A 19,498-nucleotide genomic window follows, 5' to 3' on the forward strand; every position below is an offset into this window, starting at 1 on the left:
GAGCGAGAAGAGAGGTCCCATGCCCAGCACCAGAACACCGTCTTCCGGCCGATGGTGGCGGCCGGCCTGCCGTTCCCTGTGGGCGGTGGGCGCCCTGCTCATCGCCTGCGTGGCGGCGCTCCTCACACCCACGGCCAGTGCCGGCACCGGCACGGTCCAGTCGATCAGCGTCGACCTCCGCGGCACAGGACGGGTCTTCGACGGAATCGGGGCTATCAGCGGGGGCGGCGGCACATCCCGGCTGCTCGTCGACTACCCGAAGCGGCAGCGCGATCAGATTCTCGACTACCTCTTCAGACCCGGATATGGTGCCTCGCTGCAGATTCTGAAGGTGGAGATCGGCTCCGACACCAACTCCAGCAACGGAGCCGAACCCAGCCACATGCGCACGCCGACCGACGTCAACTGCGAGCGCGGGTACGAGTGGTGGCTGATGGATCAGGCGAAGAAGCGCAACCCGCAGATCCAAGTCTACGGACTCGAGTGGGGCGCGCCCGGGTGGTTCGACGGTGGATTCTGGTCGACGGACAACATCAACTACCTGATGCAGTGGCTGGGCTGCGCGAAGAAGCACCATCTGGACGTCAACTATCTCGGCGGCTGGAACGAGAAGGGCTGGGACGCCGCCTGGTACGGGAAGCTGAAGGCCGCGCTCGTGAAGAACGGCTACCCCGACGTCAAGGTGGTCGCCGCCGACAACGCGGGCTGGAAGGTGGCCACCGACATGAAGAACGACCCGGCCTTCGCCAAGGCCGTGGACGTCGTCGGCATCCACTACCCCTGCTCGGAGATCCACTGCTCGAGCTCACCGGACGCCCTCGGTCTGGACAAGCCGCTGTTCGCCAGCGAATCGGGCTGGAACAACTACCTCACCGGAGCGCCCCGGCTCGCCGCGGAGATGAACCACGAGTACGTCGATTCCCGCATCACGGGGTTCATCAACTGGCCGGCCGCGTACGCCTGGTACCCCACCGTCCAGATGCAGGGCAGCGGCCTGCTGCGCGCCAACGAACCATGGAGCGGCCACTACGAACTCGGCCCGACGCTGTGGACCATGGCCCAGACCGCGCAGTTCACGCGTCCCGGCTGGCGCTACGTCGACTCGGCCAGCGGCTACCTCGACGGCGGCGGCACCTACGTGACGCTGCAGTCGCCGGGCAAGCCGCCGGCCTACACGACCGTGTTCGAGACGACCGCTGCGACGGCCCCGCAGACCGTCGCGGTCACACCGGCCGGGCACCTTCCCCGCGGTGCGCTGCACCGGTGGTCGACCACACTGCGATCCACCGACCCGGCGGACTGGTTCGTCCGCGGCGCCGACGTGTCCCCGGACGCCCGGGGCAGTCACACCGTCACCCTGCAGCCCGGCACTGTCACGACGCTCACCACGATGCCCGGCGGGAAGGGCCGGGCAGCGAGGACGGCGCCTGCGTCGAAGACGATGCCGCTGCCCTACCGCGACACCTTCGACGAATACCGCGACGGTGCCACCCCCCGATACCTGTCCGACATGGAGGGCGCGTTCCAGGTGGCGCCCTGCTCCGCCGCACCGCAGGCCGCCCCCGGCAGCGGGGGCACCGGTGGTTGTCTGCAGCAGGCCATCACGACCCAGCCCATCAGGTGGTCGAAGGTCCCCAGCCCGCTCACCCTCGTCGGGGACAGCCAGTGGACCGACTACACCGTGTCCGCCAAGGTGATGATGCACCAGTCCGGCACGGCATCGCTGCTCGGCCGGGTGGTGAACCAGCTCAACTCGGTCGGGCCCGACCACTCCAACGTGTGGGAGGGCTACCACCTGAAGCTGTCGGACACCGGCTCCTGGGCCCTGGAGGCCGTCATGCCGGACAAGACCAAGCGGACCCTGGACCAGGGCGACCTGCCGACCGCCGGAGCCGACACCTGGCACCGGCTCGCACTCGACTTCTCCGGGGAGCGGATCACCGCGACTATCGACCGCACCCCGGTCGCCGAGGTCACCGACACCACGTACGACCACGGCCAGGCCGGTCTGGGGCTCGACTCCTATCAGTCCTCCCAGTTCGACGACGTGGCGGTCGCACCGGAGCCGAACCGGTAGGCCGGAACCGAACGCCGGTCCGCATCCCGCCGGTGAGACACCAAGGGGTAACGCCACACCTCGGCGGCATCCGCAGTCAGGTATGCGGAGGTGGGCGCTGCCTGGTGCCTGCCGACCGCTCATGGCTTCGGAGCGGCCGCCTCGAGCCGCCGCGCCCGTTCCACCCACTCGTTCTCCGCGTTCATCCAGCTTTGCGAGGCATGTATGACCACTTGGAAGAGAAGACACCGGACCGCCCTCACCACCGCGACCTCGGCAGCGCTTCTGGCGATGGCTCTGCTCGCACCACAGGCGGCGGATGGGGCCACCTCCCCCGGTGCCGCTTTCTCAGGGGCCCTGCCTTCGGCGGCCCGGCATCCCTGGGATGCCTACAACTACTCACCGCAGTCCCGGACCCTGAAGCCCGTGGCGATCCACAGCACCGTGGGTTCGGTGACGGACGCCTCCGCAGCGCTCTCGGGCAAGTCCACCCGACTGAGCGGCACCGGATCCGCCGTCACCTTCGACTTCGGCAAGGACGTCAGCGGTCTGGTCACGCTCCACTTCGCGGCTTCAGACGGCCCGCAACGCGTAGGTCTCGCGTTCAACGAGTCCTCGCAGTACGTGGGCACCACAAGCGACGCCTCCACCGGTGGTCCGCGAAGCCGGGACGGAGCGCTCTACGCCGACGTCGACGGCGCGACCACTTACACCATGCCGGCGAAGAACCTGCGCGGTGGGTTCCGGTACCTGACCGTCTTCATGGACTCCGCTGGCAGTGCCGATCTCGACGGCATCACCGCGCACTTCACGGCCGCACCGAAGATGCAGGACCCGCGCGCCTACGCGAACTACTTCTACTCCAGCGACGACCTGCTCAACAGGATCTGGTACGCCGGGGCCTACACGATCCAGCTCAACACCATCGCCCCGAAGACCGGACGGGTCTGGGAGGCTCCCGCCCAGACATGGGACAACACCGGCGACGTGGGCGTGGGCGACACCATCCTGGTGGACGGCGCGAAGCGGGACCGCACGGTCTGGCCGGGTGACCTCGGGGTCGAGATCCCCTCCGCCTACGCGGCCTTCGACGACACCGAGTCGGCCCGCAACGCCCTCACGACGCTCTACCAGCACCAGAAGATCACGGGCGAACTGCCGTACTCCGGGCCCATGATGAACAAGTACGGGTCCGACACCTACCACATGTGGACCCTGGCGGCGTCCTGGGACTACTACCGGTACACCGGCGACCGGAAGTGGGTCGACGGCATCTGGGACCAGTACAAGCGGGGCGTCGACTACATCGGCGCGAAGACGGACGACCAGGGGTTGCTCTCGATCACCGAGACCGCCGACTCGGTGCGGAGCCTGCCGAAGGGCGAGAACCTGATCGCCAACGTCCTGATGTGGCGCGTGCTCACGACCGGCTCGCAGCTGGCGAAGGTCGAGGGCGACACCACGTTCGCCCAGTCCTACGCGCACCGGGCGGCGGCGCTGCGCACCGCGATCGACAGCCGGCTGTGGGACGAGAAGAAGGGGGCGTACCGGTTCTACCCCGACTCGGACGTCCACGCCCAGGACGGCAACGCGCTCGCGGTGTGGTACGGCCTGGCCGACCAGAGCAAGGCACGCCGCATCAGCTCCTACCTCACGACCAACTGGAACGACCGCGGGTCGACCTCCCCGGAGAACAAGGGGAACCTGGGTGTCTTCGCCGGGTCCATGGAGGTCAACGCCCACTTTGCCGCGGGCGGAACGACCGCCGACCAGGCGGGAGTCGATCTGATCCGGCGGCAGTGGGGGGCCATGCTCGACGACCCGCTCGGCACCAGGAGCACGTTCTGGGAGTCGTCGCGTCCGGACGGCTGCATCTGCAGCACCTACGTCAGCCTCGCCCACGCCTGGGCGACCGGGCCGACCACGGCGCTCACGTTCTCCGTGCTGGGACTCCAGCCGACCAGCGCGGGCGGCCGCGCCTTCGACTTCGTCCCGCACACCGCCGACCTCACCTTCGCCCAGGGGCGGATCACCACCACGCTGGGCCCGGTCGACGCCTCGTGGCGCGTCAACCGGAAGGAGGGGAAATACCACGCGGAGCTCACCGCCCCCAAGGACAGTGAGGGGCGAGTCGCGGTGCCCACCTTCGGAAAGCACATCTCGGTCTTCGTCGACGGCAAGTTGGCCTGGAACGGCAGGACGGCCAAGGCCTACGACGCGCACACCGACGGTGAGTACGTCTACCTGGAAGCGCTCTCCGGACACCACGTGATCGACAGCCACCAGCACGACAGCTGAGACGATCACGCCGCGCACTCCTCGCGCCGGCCCGCGTGAGGCGTGCGCGGCCTTCCGGGCAGCCAGCCCGCGCTCCGCTCCCTCGCACAGAGCGCGCCGCGGCTGTCCGCTGCACGCCGCCGACCGGTTCGCGGATCGGGCCACCGCGCGCCCGTTCGCGCCTGCCGCCGCCGAGCCACACCCCGCGCCCCCTCGCTCGGCGGATCCCCCGCATCCACCAGGAGCCCTGCCGTCATGAACGCATCGCACCATCCGGCACGCCCCAACCGCCGCCACTTCATCGCCGCCGCCGGAGCCGCCGCCATCGCGCTGAACCTGGGCGCCCCCGCCGGGGCCACGACCCGCGCCGCCGACCGGGGCCGCCCGATCCCCGCCGGCACGGTCCCGCCGCGGCTCACCCCGCTCCCCCTGTCATCCGTCACGCTCCTGAACAGCCCCTTCCGCGAGAACATGCGGCGCACCTGCGCGTATCTGCTGTTCGTCGATCCGGACCGCCTGCTGCACACCTTCCGTCTCAACGCCGGCCTGCCGTCGTCCGCCGAACCCTGCGGCGGGTGGGAGGACCCGGCGGTCCAACTGCGCGGTCACAGCACCGGCCATCTGCTCTCCGGGCTGGCCCAGGCCCACGCCAACACCGGGGACGACGCCTATGCCGCCAAGGGGCGGGTCATCGTCGACGCCCTCGCGGCCTGCCAGGCCGCCTCTCCCGCCGCCCGCTACACGCCCGGATACCTCTCCGCCTTCCCCGAGCAGGTCTTCGACCAGCTGGAGGCCGGCGGCCGACCCTGGGCCCCGTACTACACGATCCACAAGATCATGGCCGGTCTGCTCGATCAGTATCTGCTCAGCGGCAACTACCAGGCCCTGGACGTGGTGCGTTCGATGGCCGCCTGGGTGGAGACCCGCACCTCGCGTCTGACGCTGGACCAGATGCAGACGCTGGTCCTCCGGGTGGAGTTCGGCGGCATGAACGAGGTTCTGTCGAACCTGTACCTGGTCACCGGTGACCCGGCGCATCTGCGCACCGCCCGTCGGTTCGACCACGAGGACCTGTACGGGCCGCTGGCCGCGGGCCGCGACGAACTGGACGGCCGCCACGCCAACACCGAGATCGCCAAGATCGTCGGCGCCGCGCGCGAGTACGAGGCCACCGGTGAGCAGCGCTACCACGACATCGCCGCCTACTTCTGGGACACGGTCGTACATCACCACTCGTACGCCATCGGCGGCAACTCCAATCAGGAGTTCTTCGGTCCTCCCGGCGAGATCGTCAGCCGTCTCTCCGAGGTGACCTGCGAGAACTGCAACTCCTACAACATGCTCAAGCTGGGCCGGCAGCTCTTCCTTCATGACCCGGGCAACGCCGGATACATGGACCACTACGAGTGGACCCTGTACAACCAGATGCTCGGCGAGCAGGACCCCGACGCCGAGCACGGCTTCGTGACGTACTACACGGGTCTGTGGGCGGGCTCGCAGCGCCAGGTCAAGGGCGGGCTCGGGAGCGCGCCCGGCAGTTACAGCAGCGACTACGACAACTTCTCCTGCGATCACGGCACGGGCATGGAGACACACACCAAGTTCGCCGACAGCATCTACTTCCGCTCCGAAGACGCTCTGTGGGTCAACCTGTTCATCCCGTCCCAGGTGACATGGGCCGAGCGAGGGGTGACGCTGCGCCAGGAGACCCGCTACCCCGACGCGGACACCACCAGGCTCACGGTCACCTCCGGAGGCGGCCGGTTCACCCTGAAGGTACGGATCCCCGGCTGGCTGGCCGACCATCGCTCTCACGCCCGGGTCCGGGTCAACGGGCGTCCGGCCGGCGCCCACTTCGAACCGGGTACGTACCTTGCGCTGACCAGGAACTGGCGCTCCGGAGACGTGGTCGAGGTGGCGCTGCCGATGGAGCCGGTCTGGCGTCCGGCGCCGGACAACCCGCAGGTGCGCTCCCTGTCCCACGGCCCGGTGGTCCTGGCAGGCGCGTACGGCAGCACCGTGTCCCCGACCATCCCTCACATCGATCCCGCCTCAGTGCGGCGGCTGCCGCGGTCTTCGACGGAGTTCACCGCCACCGCCGATGGCGCCCAGGTGTCGCTGCTGCCCTTCCACCGGATCCAGCAGCAGCACTACAACGTGTACTGGGCCGTCTCGCCCAAGGCCGGCCGCGAGCGCGAGATCGCCCACTACGCCTTCGACGAGGGCCACGGAAGCACCACCGCGGACTCCCTGCGTTCCCTCCCAGACGGAGAGTTGGCCGCGGGCGCCGACTGGACGGCGGGCCGCACCGGCGCCGCCGTCGCCCTGGACAGCGCCGCCGGCGGCCACGTGGTCCTGCCGCCCGGTCTGCTCACCGGCCTGGCGGAGCTGACCGTCAGCGCCTGGGTGCGTGTCGACTCGCTCAGCAACTCCGCCCGAGTGTTCGACCTCGGCTACCACAAGGACACCTACCTCTTCCTCGCCGTGCGCACCGACACCGGGAAGGCACGCGCTGCCCTGAAGATCGCGGGTATGGAGGCCGAGGACTTCATCGACGCCTCCGACGCCCTGCCGCAGGGCCGTTGGACGCATGTCGCCCTGACCGTTGGCGGGGGCACCGGCGTGCTGTACGTCGATGGCGTGGAGTCCGGGCGCAACGACGCGATGGTGAGCAGTCCGCTGCTGCTGGGCGCCACCACGCACAACTACCTCGGCCGATCGCAGAACTCCAAGCACCCGTATCTGCAGGGCGCCATCGACGGCTTCCGTGTCCACAACCGGGCTCTGTCCGCCACGGACGTCGCCGCGCTGTTCCGCGCGGACGCCTGATCCCGCGCCTCCACGCCACACCCCGTCCATCGCACCCGATCCAGGAGACCCCGTGTCCGCAGCCTTCCCCCGACGTGTCCGGCGCCGCCCGGCCCTCGTCACCGCCTCCGCCCTGACCGCACTGGTCACCGTCCTGCCCCCGGCTGTGACCGCCCAGGCGGCACCCGCCGGCGTCGTCGCCGTCACGCTGCGCACCCAGCACCTGAGCCAGGCACTCGGCATCGACGACACCACTCCTGACCTGAGCTGGCAGCTCAGCGGCAGCGGCACGGACGTCACCCAGCAGGCGTACCGCGTCCAGGCGGCCACCAGCCGCGCTCTGCTCACCAGCGCCCGTCCCGACCTGTGGGACTCGGGCCGGGTCGACTCCGACGCGCCGCGCACGACCTACGCCGGCAAGAAGCTCGGATCGCGCGCCCATGTCTACTGGCGCGTGACGGTGTGGTCGAACACCACGAACCGCCCGTCCCGCTGGAGCGACACCGCCGCCTTCGAGACCGGACTGACGAACCCGCAGGACTGGTCCGCGCAGTGGATCACCAACCCCGACTGGAAGCTGAGCACCCGAAAGGTGGAGCCGGTCGTCGTCCGGCTGCCGAAGACCACCGCCCGCTACGTCCGGCTCGACGTCACCAAGCTCGGCCTGCCGCTGGCCGACGACTTCCCGAACCGGTCCTGGCGGCTGCAACTGGGGGAGATCGAGGTGCGCGACTCCGCCGCGCCGGACACGGACCTCGCCCAGGGCGCGGCCGTCACCGCCTCGGAGTCCAACACCCTGCGCAAGACCTGGGAACCCGCTCTCGCCGTCGACGGGATGACCAACAGCGCCCTGCAGACCGCGGCCGGGTACTCCAGCCAGGCCCACTCCGGCGCCGACGTGTCGTCCTCGCCGATCACCCTCACCCTCGACCTCAAGTCCGCCCAGACCTTCGACCAGGTCATGCTCTATCCGCGCTCCGACGTCCTCACCGACGACGGCCGCGTACCGAACTTCCCCGTCGACTACACCCTCTCCACCGGGGACGCGGCCAGCGGACCGTTCGCCTCCGCCGCGAAGGTCATGGGCCGGCAGCCCCCGAAGCCGTACCTGCCCTCCGGCCTCCCGCTGTTCACCAAGGACTTCGCGCTTGGCAAGAAGGTGCGCAGCGCCCGCCTCCACGTGGCCGGCCTGGGCATCTACACGGCCGACGTCAACGGCCATCCGGTCGGCGACGCCGTGCTGGAGCCCGCGAACACCACGTTCGCGGACCGTGTGCAGTACGCCACATATGATGTCACCGACCTGCTGCGGCACGGCGACAACACCATCGGCGTCGCCCTCGGCAACGGCATGTCCAACGTGGTCAGCACCGCCGACCGGTACCGCAAGCTCTACGGGAACCTCAGCGACCCCAAGCTGATCGCCCAGCTGGAGGTTACCCTCGCCGACGGCACCGTCAAGCGCATCGCCAGTGGCGCGGACTGGCGCACGGTACTGGGGCCGACCACGTCCTCGAACTGGTACGGCGGCGAGGACTACGACGCCCGCCGCGAGATACCGCACTGGGACCAGCCGCACCAGGACCGCTCGGTCTGGTCGCACGCGGTCACCGTGGACGGGCCCGGCACGCCCGGCCACCCGGCACAGCTCAGCGCCCGCGAGGCCGAGCCGATCCGCGTCGAGGAGAACCTCAAGGGCACCGAGGTCTCCGGCGCCGCCCCGGGCAGCCGCATCTTCGACCTCGGCCGCAACATCGCCGGCTGGCCTGAGATCACACTGGACGCACCGGCCGGCACGACCGTGCGCATCTACCCCGCGGAAAGCCTCAAGGACGGCCACGCCTTCCAGTCCATCAGCAACGTGGGCGCCCCCCTGTGGGACAGCTACACCGCACGCGGCGCAAAGAGCGAGACCTGGCACCCGCAGTTCTCCTACCACGGCTTCCGCTACCTGGAGATCAAGGGCCTGCCGGCCGGAGCCACCATCTCCGTGCGCGGAAAGGCACTGCACACCGACAACGCTTCCGCGGGTGACTTCAAGAGCTCCAACGACCTGGTCAACGGCATCCACTCGATCACCCGCAGCGCCATCGAGAACAACATGATGAGCGTGCTCACCGACTGCCCGAGCCGGGAGAAGCTCGGCTGGCTGGAGCAGGACCAGCTCGTCTTCCCGGCCCTGGCCGCCAACTACGACATGGAGGCCTACCTGCGCAAGATCGTGCGGGACATGGCCGACGCACAGACCACCGAGGGCCTGATCCCGAGCACCGTGCCGGAGTACACCAGCCTGCCGGGCGCCTACCGCAACGACTCCAACTGGGGCGGCGCCTTCGTCCTCGTGCCCTGGCAGCTCTACACCACGTACGGAGACACCGACACGCTGCGCACCTACTACCCGGCCATGAAGAGGTACGCGGCGTTCCTGAAGATCCAGGTCTCCGACGGCATCCTCGACTACGGGCTCGGCGACTGGTTCACCCCCGACAAGTCCTTCCCGCGTGCGGTCGCGGGCACCTACGGCTACTGGCGGGTGGTGGACGCGCTCAGCCAGATCGCCGGCGTGCTCGGTGACGACGTCGACGCGGCGTCCTACCGCAGCGAGGCCGACGCGAGCGCCAAGGCGCTCACCCGGAAGTACTACGACGAGGCGACGGGGACCTTCGGCGGCGGCGGCCAGGGCGCCGAGGTCCTCGCCCTCGACATGGGTGCGGTCCCCGACGACCAGCGGCAGCGGCTCCTCGACCACCTCGTCGGCAGCATCCGGGACGCGGGCTACCACCTGAACCTCGGTGAGATCTCACTGCCGGCGGCGTTCCGGGTGCTGTCCGGGGCGGGGCACGACGACATCGTGTACAAGATCGCCACGCAGACCACCAGCCCCAGCTACGGCTACCAGGTGGTGCACGGCAACACGGCGCTCGGCGAGTCCTGGGACGGCGGCCCCGGCCAGTCACAGGACCACTTCATGCTCGGCGCGATCGACTCGTGGTTCACCAGCCGCCTCGCCGGGATCCAGCAGGCGCCCGGCGCGGCCGGCTACCAGAAGCTGCTCGTCGCGCCGGCCGTCGTAGGGGACCTGGCCTCCGCATCCGGCTCCTACACCACGCCGTACGGCAAGGTCTCCACCTCCTGGCACCGCGACGGCTCGGCCTACCGCCTGCGGGTGACCGTGCCGGCGGGGGCCACGGCGGAGGTCCACGTGCCGGTCACCTCAGAGGTCGTCCGGGCCGACCGGGGCGCCCGCATGCTGCGCACCGAGGGCGGCACGGCGGTGTACGAGGTCGGCTCCGGCGACTGGTCCTTCGCCTCCGTCTACACCCCGGCCGGGGACTGATCCCGGCACCGCCGGGCGGTGTCCTGGGAGACCTCCGCCCGCGCGGACGCCGATCTGGTCCTCACCACGCTCGAGTACGCCCTGGCCTCACGCGAGGTCGAGCCCGGCACGCTCGTGCATCATGCAGACGATGAACTCGGCCTGTGCGCACCGGGTGGAGAGGCTGGGCAGCTGACGCTACCGAGCGCGGCGTCAGCTCGGCCCCGCCTACTAGTACGTGGGTGCTGCGCAGCAGTCGGCGTTTCTGGATGCTGACGGCGGGTGACGCCTGTTGTGTCGCGTCGGGCGGCAGTTGCTTTCGGCATGGGTGGGGTCTGTGCTGGTTGGCCGGCCTGGCATGCCGCACGGATCGAGCTGCACCTTCTGCAGTCCTGCGTCCCGTTGGACCCCGACGGGCTGGTCGACGCTGACCTCGAGCGCAGCCTTCCGATGCACAGCCGAGTCTGAGACCGGGCCGAACTCGCTGCCGAAACCAGCCGGTTCCTCCACCGCCGCCGCGCCCACCCCGCATCGTCCGCAAATACTCCCAAGGCTCTCACGTGCGTTACGTCCTGGAATGGAGAGATTTGAGCTTCGGGTCGTTGCCGGAGCCCAGGCAGTCGGCGCGGGCGGCACTTCTGCCACCTCTGTGCACACCCATTGACACTGTCCTCGGCTCCTTCATAGGGTCCGAGGCAGAAGGTATTGATACGTTTCAATTCGGCAAGTCAGGCCCATGACTCCCGAGTTGACGCACTTGTTGCACTTCACGTCGCTCCAACTGCGCTTCCTGTCTTCCGCGGAAGTGGCAGCAGTCATGTCCAGTTGAATCATTCAAATCCCTTCCTGGGAGCATGTGCATGAGCCTTCAGTGGCCGTTCCCGTTCCGGTCCGGTCTTCGGTCCGGTGTTGTCGCGACGGCCTTCGGGCTGACGCTTGCCCTTGCCCCGCCCGCGGTCGCGGACCGCGCAGGGCCCGATCACAGCCCCCAGGCGCCGGCCGGGCTCACGGTCGGCGACCGGGTCGACCCGTCGGCCGTCGACGGGACACCCCCGTTCGGCTGGCTGCCGCGCGACGTCGACAGTGACGAGGTGCAGTCGGCGTACGAGCTGGTCGTGCGCGACAGTGCGGGGCGCACGGTCTGGGACAGCGGCAAGGTGCCCGGCGCGCGGCAGTCCTGGGTTCCCTACGTCGGTCCCGGCCTCGCGCCGGGCACGGAGTACCGCTGGACGGTTCGGACCTGGGACCGCAGCGGCGCGGTGTCGCCGTACGCGGGCCCCGCGACGTTCGTCACCGGCCTCGGTGACGCGGACTGGTCGGGCGCGCAGTGGATCCGCAGGCCCGCCACCGGCAACGACGCGGACAACCAGTGGACCGCCGCCCGCAAGGTGATGCGGGTGTCCGGAGGCAGTCCGGTGACCGGTGCCCGCGTCTACACCGCCGCCGTGGGGGACTGGCAGGTCCAGGCGAACGGACGCACGGTCCAGCGCGGTTCGTCGTACGAGTACGCGGGCGAGGGCCTCTACGACGTCGCGGAACTCAAGGGTGTTGAGGCGGGAGACGAGCTGCCGGTCGGCGTCGTCACGCACTACTGGAGCTGCAAGTGCCAGGGGCGCGCCAATGGTCCTGCCGGCCCGGAGGGCCCCGACGGTCTGCTCGTGAAGGTCGTGGTCGACCACGAGGACGGCACCCGGGACGTGATGGTGTCCGACGGCAGTTGGAAGGTGCGCCGCTACGAGCCGCAGACCGTCGACACCGTGTCGTTCCGGAACAAGGACGCGGGCGACCGAGTCGAGTACTACGACGCCCGGGCGGAGCTGACAGGCTGGGACAAGGCCGCTTACGACGACGGCAGTTGGTCCGGCGCCACGGTGGTCGGCCCGCACCCGCGACCGAACCCGGCCGACTGCTCCTCGTACGCGTTCGGTTCATCACCCTGCGCCTTCACCCACCTGTCCGCGACGAACGCCCACCTGACCCGCATGGTGGTCCACCCGAAGTCCCTGCTCCGCCTCCCGGACGGCACCGTCTTCGCCGACTTCGGCAAGGTCAACTCCGCCGTTCCCTCGGTGAGCTTCCAGCACGGCGTGGCAGGGCGGCAGTTGACCTTCACCACCAGCTACCGGCGCAGCAACTCCACGCTGTCAGCGGCCGTAAGCGCCGGGGACACCACGGTGACCCTCGCCAGTACGGGCAACCTGCACGTCGGCGACCGTGTCACCGTCGACGCCCCCGCGACCGGTTACGGCGCGGGCGACCCGGAAACCCGCACCGTGACGGCGGTGGACGGGAAGACCGCCACCCTCGACCGGGCGCTTGGCAAGGACCACGCCGCCGGGAGCTGGGTGGAGAACTCCCGCGCCGGCACGTCGGCCCTCGACACCCAGGGCAGCAACATGCGCTTCTTCCACACCCAGCGGGACGGCGCACAGGTCGCGCAGCCGTTCACGTACTGGGGCTGGCGCTATCTGCAGATCAGCGACCCCGGCGAGAAGCTGACCACCGACGACATCACGGCCGTCGTGCAGCACACCGACGCCGCCCACCCGGCCACCTTCTCCAGCAGCGACGACACTCTCGACGACGTCTTCGCGCTCATGCAGCACTCGGCGCTGCAGTCGGCGCAGAACGTCTTCCTCGACACCCCGACCCGGGAGAAGGGCCAGTTCCTCGGCGACGCCATCGACGAGTCGTACGCGACCATGGCGGCCTCCGGGGAGCGGAGCCTGACCCGGCAGGCGATCGTCTCCTTCATGAACTCCCAGGCGCGGTACTGGAAGAACGGCGCCATGAACGCCGTCTACCCCAACGGCGACGGCAAACGGGACATCCCCGACTACACCGAGATGTTCCCCGAGTGGGTGCTGCGCTACTACCGGACCACCGGCGACCGGGAGTTGCTGGCACAGGCCCTGCCCGTGATGAAGAACATTTCCGACTACATATCGTCCGCCGTCGACAGCCGCGGTCTGGTGGCCGACCTGCCCGGCGGCAGTGGCGCGTACAAGTACGGAATCATCGACTGGCCCGCCCCCATGCGCTACGGCTACGTCACGGACGGCAACGTCAACCGCACCGTCGTCAACGCTCTCGGCCTGGGCGCGCTGCGCTCGACGGCCGAGGCCGCGGACGCCCTCGGCGACGCGGACGCCCACACCCTGTATGACGACCGGGCGGAGCACCTGACCGCCGCGATGCGAGCCCAGCTGCGCGACCCCGGGAGCGGCGCCTGGTCCGACGGCCTGACCGCCACCGGCAGTCGCATCGACCACGCCGGCCAGCACGCGCAGACCTTCCCTGTCGCCTACGGAGCCGCAACTTCCGCCGAATACCCGGAACTCGGCGAGCGCATTTCCGCACTCGGCATGCAGCAGGGGCCGATGACCCTGCGCACGCTGCTCGAAGCCCTGCGCGTCACCGACCGCCCGGACACCGTGGTGGATCTCCTCACCGACCCGCGCCACGACGGCCCGGCCCAGGTGCTCGCCGAGGGCGGCACCTTCCTGTGGGAGCAGTGGACCCCCGGCTGCGAGACCTCCGACTGCACCGGTGCCCAGGTGTCCCAGAGCAGCAGCGAAAGCCTCTCCCACGGGTGGGGCGGAGCTGGGATCAATGGCGTCATCGAGAGCGTCCTCGGCCTGACCGTCACCTCGCCGGGCGCCGCCACGGTCCGTATCGCCCCGGCGGACAAGGGCCTCGACCACGCCTCCGGCACGCAGTGGACAGAGCGCGGAACCGTCGGCGTGGACTGGCGCAGGAACCGCCATGGCGTGGACACCGAGGTCACCGTCCCCGTCAATGTGACGGCGATCGTCGCCCTGCCGGTGGTTCACGGCGGCGCCTACCGTGTCACGGGCCAAGGCGTCCGCTACCTCGGCATCGAGGACGGCCGCGCCGTCTACCGCGTCGGGTCCGGACATGTGTCGTTCCACGCCCGGTCCACCGACTGAACGCGAAGGCCTCGCTATGAAGCAGTACAGAGAGCAGCGAGAGGTACGGCACGGAGCGGGCCGGCGGGTCGCGCGCGCACTGGCCCGGGCCGTCCTCGGCCTGTGCGCCGCCGTGGCCCTTACGGGCCTGGTGCCGGCCGGTAACTCCGCTGCAGTGACCGGGAGTTCAGGCCTTGACGACGGCGTCGTCGCGTCCACGGGCACGGTCGTGGTGGCGAAGCCCGGATCCACGCGCGTGATCCACAACGTCGGCACATCCACCGTCACCGTGCGCCCCGGCGCGACCGTGCGGCAGACACTCGGCCGCCTGACCGCATCCGACCGCTCCCGCCAGAGCCGCACGATCGTCGACGCGTCCGGTGCCGTCCGGCGCGACGGTCCGGTCGTGGCGGGCGACCGGCTCACTGTCCATGCCGAGGACGGCCGCACCGAGGGGAGTTACGCGCTGGCCGTGTACGACCCGGGGGCCGCGGGGCGCGACGGCGCCTACTGGAACCAGCCGCTCTACGACCGGATCGACTCCACCGTCAACGCCCACGTCCCGGTCTTCCCCGACCGCCGCTGCAACATCACCGACCCCGCCTACCGGTCCCAGGTCCGCCGGGTCACGGAGCGGTACGCCGTCGGGAACGAGGCCGGTGACCCCGCGGCCAAGACCTCGCCCCTTGTGTACGACTCCCAGCGGGTGTGGTTCTACGGCAACGCCCTCAACGCAGCGATCAAGGACTGCCATGACGCGGGCGGCGGCACCGTCGTCGTCCCGCCGCGAGGCTCCCTGAACGAGAACGGGGCCTACTACTCCGGCGCTATCAACCTGCTCAGCGGCGTCAACCTGCGCGTCGAGATCGGCGCCGTCGTGAAGTTCATGCGGGACAGGACCAACGAGTTCTACCCGGTCGTGCGCACCAGCTACGAAGGAACCGACCTCTACAGCTACTCGCCGCTCATCTACGCCCTGCACCAGCACGACATCGCGGTGAGCGGCGGAGGGACGCTCGACGGCCAGGAGGACATGTGGAACTGGCGCCCCTGGAAGAAGGGTTACTGGGGCGAGCCCTCGGTGGAGGACAAGGACCCGGACGGCTCCTACGGGCAGAACGGTGTTCTCAACCGCATGAACTTCGAGGACACCCCGGTCGAACAGCGCCTCTTCAGCGACGACGGCCACCTGCCGAAGACGATTCCCGTCGTCGAGGACGGCAAGGTCCGCCAGGTCACACCGCCTGCCGGGGCCAAGGCCATGAAATCGACGTTCCGCCCTTCCTTCATCCAGCCCAACGAATCGACGAACGTACTGATCGAAGACGTGAAGATTCGCAATACGCCGTTCTGGATCGTCCATCCCCTCAGCTCGGCCAACGTTCTCGTCCGCGGCCTCGACATCTACAGCGACAAGACGAAGGACTTCGAGGCCAAGGGCTGGAACAACGACGACGGCATCGACCCAGAGTCGAGCCATGACGTAGTCACGGAGCACAACCACGTCACCGTGAGCGACGACGGCGCCGCAGTCAAGGCCGGCCGCAACGTCAACGGGCGCGAGCACCGGACGCCGAGCGAACGCATCATCATCCGCGACTCCGACTATCGCAACGAGGCCGGGAACTCCGCCGCCATCTCCATGGGAAGTGAGATGTCGGGCGGAATCCGCGACGTCTTCATCCACGACAACGTCTTCGGCGGCCACGGCATGGCCATGGCCCTGAAGATCAAGACGAACTCCACCCGCGGCGGCGCTGTGGAGAGCATCTATCTGCGCGACAGCCTGCTGCAGTACGCCGTCCGGTCCCTGGTCGAACTCGACAGCAACTACAACGAGACCGTGCCGTTCCCGAACGCCGACGACTTCGACCCCCAGGTCCGCAACATCTATGTGGACCGTGTCGACACAGGCCCCGACATGCCGCCCGCCACGACCAGCTTCTCCTTCCGCAGCGCCGCGTCCCGCTCCCCGGTGGAGAACGTCCGCTACCGCGACTCCGTCTACCACTCGACCAGCACCCTCGCGGCGGGATTCGCGGACAACAAGAACATCAAGGACCTCGTCGTCGACAACGTCACCTACATCAACCCGCAGACCGGCGCCACCACCCGCTACGACACCACACCGCTGCGCCTCCTCGACGCGACGCGGGCGGTCCCGGACACAGGTGACGCGACCGGCCTGACCGCGGCCGACGCCGGCCGCCCCGACACCGTCACACCGGTTCCCGGGCGCACGTTCCGGATCGCCGGCGCGGTGGACCTCTCCACGGCACCCGACTTCCCGCGCACCGGCACACTGCGCATCCTCGTCGACCGCGACGACACACCCGTCCCGGTACAGGTCCGGGCCGACGGCACCTTCCTCAGCGAACCCGTCACCCTGGACGACGACCAGAGCTGGTACCGCGACCGGCACTACGTGTCCGTGAACTTCTGGGCGGACAACGGCATCGACATCAACACGAGCGTCTACCAGGTGGCCGTGTCCACCCAGCGAGGAAGGAACCGTTCATGACCGACCAGCCGCACGTCTCCCGCAGAGCCTTCGTCGGGGGAGTCGCCGCCCTGACCTCCGCGACGCTGATGTCCCGCGTCCTGCAAGCGGAGTCGGCGGCGGCCGCCGAACCCGGCACGGACGGCACCGGAACCCGCATCGACCGGCACGCGCTGGTGTCCCGGCACCGCGTCGTCCGGCACAGCAGCGACCTCGATCTGCCCGTCCAGGTCGGCAACGGCCGGTTCGCCTTCGGCGCCGACGTGACCGGACTGCAGACCTTCGTACCGTTCAACACCCTCTCCGACTGGGGCTGGCACGCGGACGCCCTGCCGGCGGGCAAGGAGATCGCGGACTACCGGGGCACCGTCTGGGACACGTACGGCCGCGACGTCTCCTACTGGACGGACGACGACAACGAGCCCGAACTCCATAACTGGCTGCGCGAGAACCCCCACCGGGCGAACCTCGGCCGCATCGGCATGCGGCTGCTCAAGGCGGACGGGACCGAGGCAGCCGAGTCCGACCTCACGGACACCGTGCAGGAACTCGACCCGTGGACGGGCGTCCTGCGCAGCGCGTTCCGCCTCGAAGGACACCGGGTCACTGTCGAGACCGCCTGCCACCCCGGCCAGGACGTCATGGGCGTACGCATCGAGTCCGCACTCGTCCGGCTCGGGCGCCTCTCGGTCTTCCTGGACTTCCCGTACGCCACCGCGGCCGGACGCAACAAGTTCGAGGCGCCGTACGTCGGCCTCTGGGACCGCCCCGAGCTGCACACCACTGTGCTGCGCCGCCGCGGCCGCACACCGGTCGTCACCCACACCATGGACGCCACCCGCTACGAAGTCGGCCTGGCGCTGTCTCCGGGCGCCCGCGTCAGCCGCAGTGATCCGGGTCGGCACCGCTACGAAGTCATGGGCGAAGGCGACCAGTTGGACGTAGCCGCCCTCTTCGCGCCCGAGGTGCGAGGCGCCGTGCCGAGGGCCGGCGAGGTGGTGCGCCAGAGCGAGACCTGGTGGCCGCGGTTCTGGCGGACCGGCGGGGCGGTCGACCTCTCGGCGAGCGAGGACCCACGCTGGCGCGAGCTGGAGCGCCGCATCGTCCTGAGCCAGTACCACCTGGCCGTGAACGACGCCGGCAACGACCCCGCCCAGGAGTCAGGACTCGTCAACAACGGCTGGTACGGCAAGTTCCACATGGAGATGTACTGGTGGCACGCCTTCCAGTACGCGCTCTGGAACCGCTGGCCGCTCCTGGACCGCGGCACCGACATCTACGAACGGTTCCTGCCTACGGCGCGACGCCTCGCCACATCCCAGGGCTTCCGCGGCGCCCGCTGGCCGAAGATGACGACGACATACGGCGACGCGATCGGCCGCGAGTCGCCCGGCACCCCGACCTGTCTGCTGATCTGGCAGCAGCCCCACCCTCTCTTCCTCGCGGAACTCGACCATCAGGCCCACCCGGGACGCAGCACCCTGCTCAAGTGGCGCGAAGTCGTCCACGAGAGTGCTGAGTTCATCGCCTCGTTCGCCCACCGCGAGGAGAGCGGCCGCTATGTCATCGGCCCGCCGCTCATGTGCTGCAACGAACGCAACCCACCCGCCCAGACCCTGAACCCGGCCTTCGAACTGTCCTACTGGCGCTTCGGTCTGCGCATCGCCCAGGAGTGGCGCGAGCGCCTCGGCATGGCGCGTGAGCCGTACTGGGACGAGGTCCTCGACGGCCTGGCGCCGCTGCCCGTCGAGGACGGCGTGTATGTGCTGTACGAGGGCGCGACCGACATGTGGACCGAGTACAACACCAACCACCCCGATCCCGTCGCGCCGTTCGGGATGCTCCCCGGTGACGGCGTCGACGTGGAGACCATGCGGGCGACGACCCAAAAGGTCCGCGAGACCTGGCCGGTCGCCGACCTGTACAGCTGGGACTTCCCGCTCCTGGCGATGAACGCCGCCCGCCTCGGCGACCCGGACTCGGCCGTGGAGTACTTGCTCCATGAGCGGTTCGGGTTCACCGGCACCGGCCTGCCCGCCAGCGGGAAGAGCGGGGTGCCGTCCCCGTACTTCCCGGCCGCGGGAGGCCTGCTCTACGCCGTCGCCATGATGTGCGCCGGCTGGCGCGACTCTCCTGGCGGCCCAGCGGGCGAGCGGGGGCGTCCCGGCCCGCGGGGCGTGGCCCCGGGATTCCCGGACCAGGGTTGGACGGTCTGTTGGGAGGGCCTCACGCCCGCTTTGTGACCGGCGCCAGAACCGGCCGTCGCCCACGTCCGTTGCGGCGACAGGCCGCACGCGTCGCCTGCGGTGCCTTCGCCGCCGAGACGAGCTCCACGCCTGGGCGGCCGACCCCGACGACACCTCGGCGGCGGTTGCCACCGAGGTGTCTGCATGATGCTCAGTCACCTTGCCGCAATGATGTTCTGGAGCGGTGCGACGGCGCAGTCACCGCCGGCGGAACATCAGATGCATGCGGGGCATCGGATGTCAGGATCACCGAGGTCGAGATCCTGGTACCGCGGCACCAGCTCACGGTCCTGCAACGCCAAGTCGACAAGTTGCCGTTCATGCGGGGTGACCGGTTCTTGCTCGCCGGCCTGCTCCACCACCTGT

Annotated in this window: 8 protein-coding genes; 7 read left to right on the forward strand and 1 reads right to left on the reverse strand. The window is 69.6% G+C overall.

Annotation, left to right across the window (positions count from 1 at the left end; all coding sequences use genetic code 11):
* Positions 1-19: 19 nt before the first annotated feature.
* The 7 genes from OG456_RS34435 (at position 20) to OG456_RS34465 (ending at position 19,129) form a co-directional block, all read left to right on the forward strand.
* Positions 20-2,077 carry a galactosylceramidase gene (locus OG456_RS34435; RefSeq protein ID WP_266567928.1) on the forward strand — a complete coding sequence of 686 codons (2,058 nt, stop codon included), beginning with the start codon at positions 20-22 and terminating at the stop codon, positions 2,075-2,077.
* 405 nt (positions 2,078-2,482) lie between these two features.
* Positions 2,483-4,354, forward strand: coding sequence for an alpha-L-rhamnosidase C-terminal domain-containing protein (locus tag OG456_RS34440; RefSeq protein WP_266567930.1), 1,872 nt, complete (start codon positions 2,483-2,485; stop codon positions 4,352-4,354).
* A gap of 234 nt (positions 4,355-4,588) precedes the next feature.
* Positions 4,589-7,162 carry a beta-L-arabinofuranosidase domain-containing protein gene (locus OG456_RS34445; RefSeq protein WP_266567932.1) on the forward strand — a complete coding sequence of 858 codons (2,574 nt, stop codon included), beginning with the start codon at positions 4,589-4,591 and terminating at the stop codon, positions 7,160-7,162.
* A gap of 52 nt (positions 7,163-7,214) precedes the next feature.
* Positions 7,215-10,478 (forward strand): family 78 glycoside hydrolase catalytic domain, encoded by a 3,264-nt coding sequence (locus tag OG456_RS34450; protein WP_266567934.1) that lies wholly within the window; start codon positions 7,215-7,217, stop codon positions 10,476-10,478.
* 839 nt (positions 10,479-11,317) lie between these two features.
* The gene (locus OG456_RS34455; protein WP_266567936.1) at positions 11,318-14,407 is read left to right on the forward strand and encodes an alpha-L-rhamnosidase N-terminal domain-containing protein; all 3,090 of its coding nucleotides are present in this window, start codon (positions 11,318-11,320) and stop codon (positions 14,405-14,407) included.
* Between the two features lie 16 nt (positions 14,408-14,423).
* Positions 14,424-16,907 (forward strand): glycoside hydrolase family 28 protein, encoded by a 2,484-nt coding sequence (locus tag OG456_RS34460; RefSeq protein WP_266567938.1) that lies wholly within the window; start codon positions 14,424-14,426, stop codon positions 16,905-16,907.
* Positions 16,904-19,129 (forward strand): hypothetical protein, encoded by a 2,226-nt coding sequence (locus OG456_RS34465; RefSeq protein WP_266567940.1) that lies wholly within the window; start codon positions 16,904-16,906, stop codon positions 19,127-19,129. Before OG456_RS34460 ends, OG456_RS34465 begins: the two co-directional genes overlap by 4 nt.
* A gap of 218 nt (positions 19,130-19,347) precedes the next feature.
* Here OG456_RS34465 and OG456_RS34470 read toward each other — a convergent pair whose 3' ends face one another.
* Positions 19,348-19,494: a hypothetical protein gene (locus OG456_RS34470; protein WP_266567942.1), complete on the reverse strand. Its 147-nt coding sequence runs from the start codon at positions 19,492-19,494 to the stop codon at positions 19,348-19,350.
* Positions 19,495-19,498: the final 4 nt, after the last annotated feature.

It is taken from the genome of Streptomyces sp. NBC_01446, from assembly GCF_026340095.1.
Taxonomy (GTDB): domain Bacteria; phylum Actinomycetota; class Actinomycetes; order Streptomycetales; family Streptomycetaceae; genus Streptomyces; species Streptomyces aureus.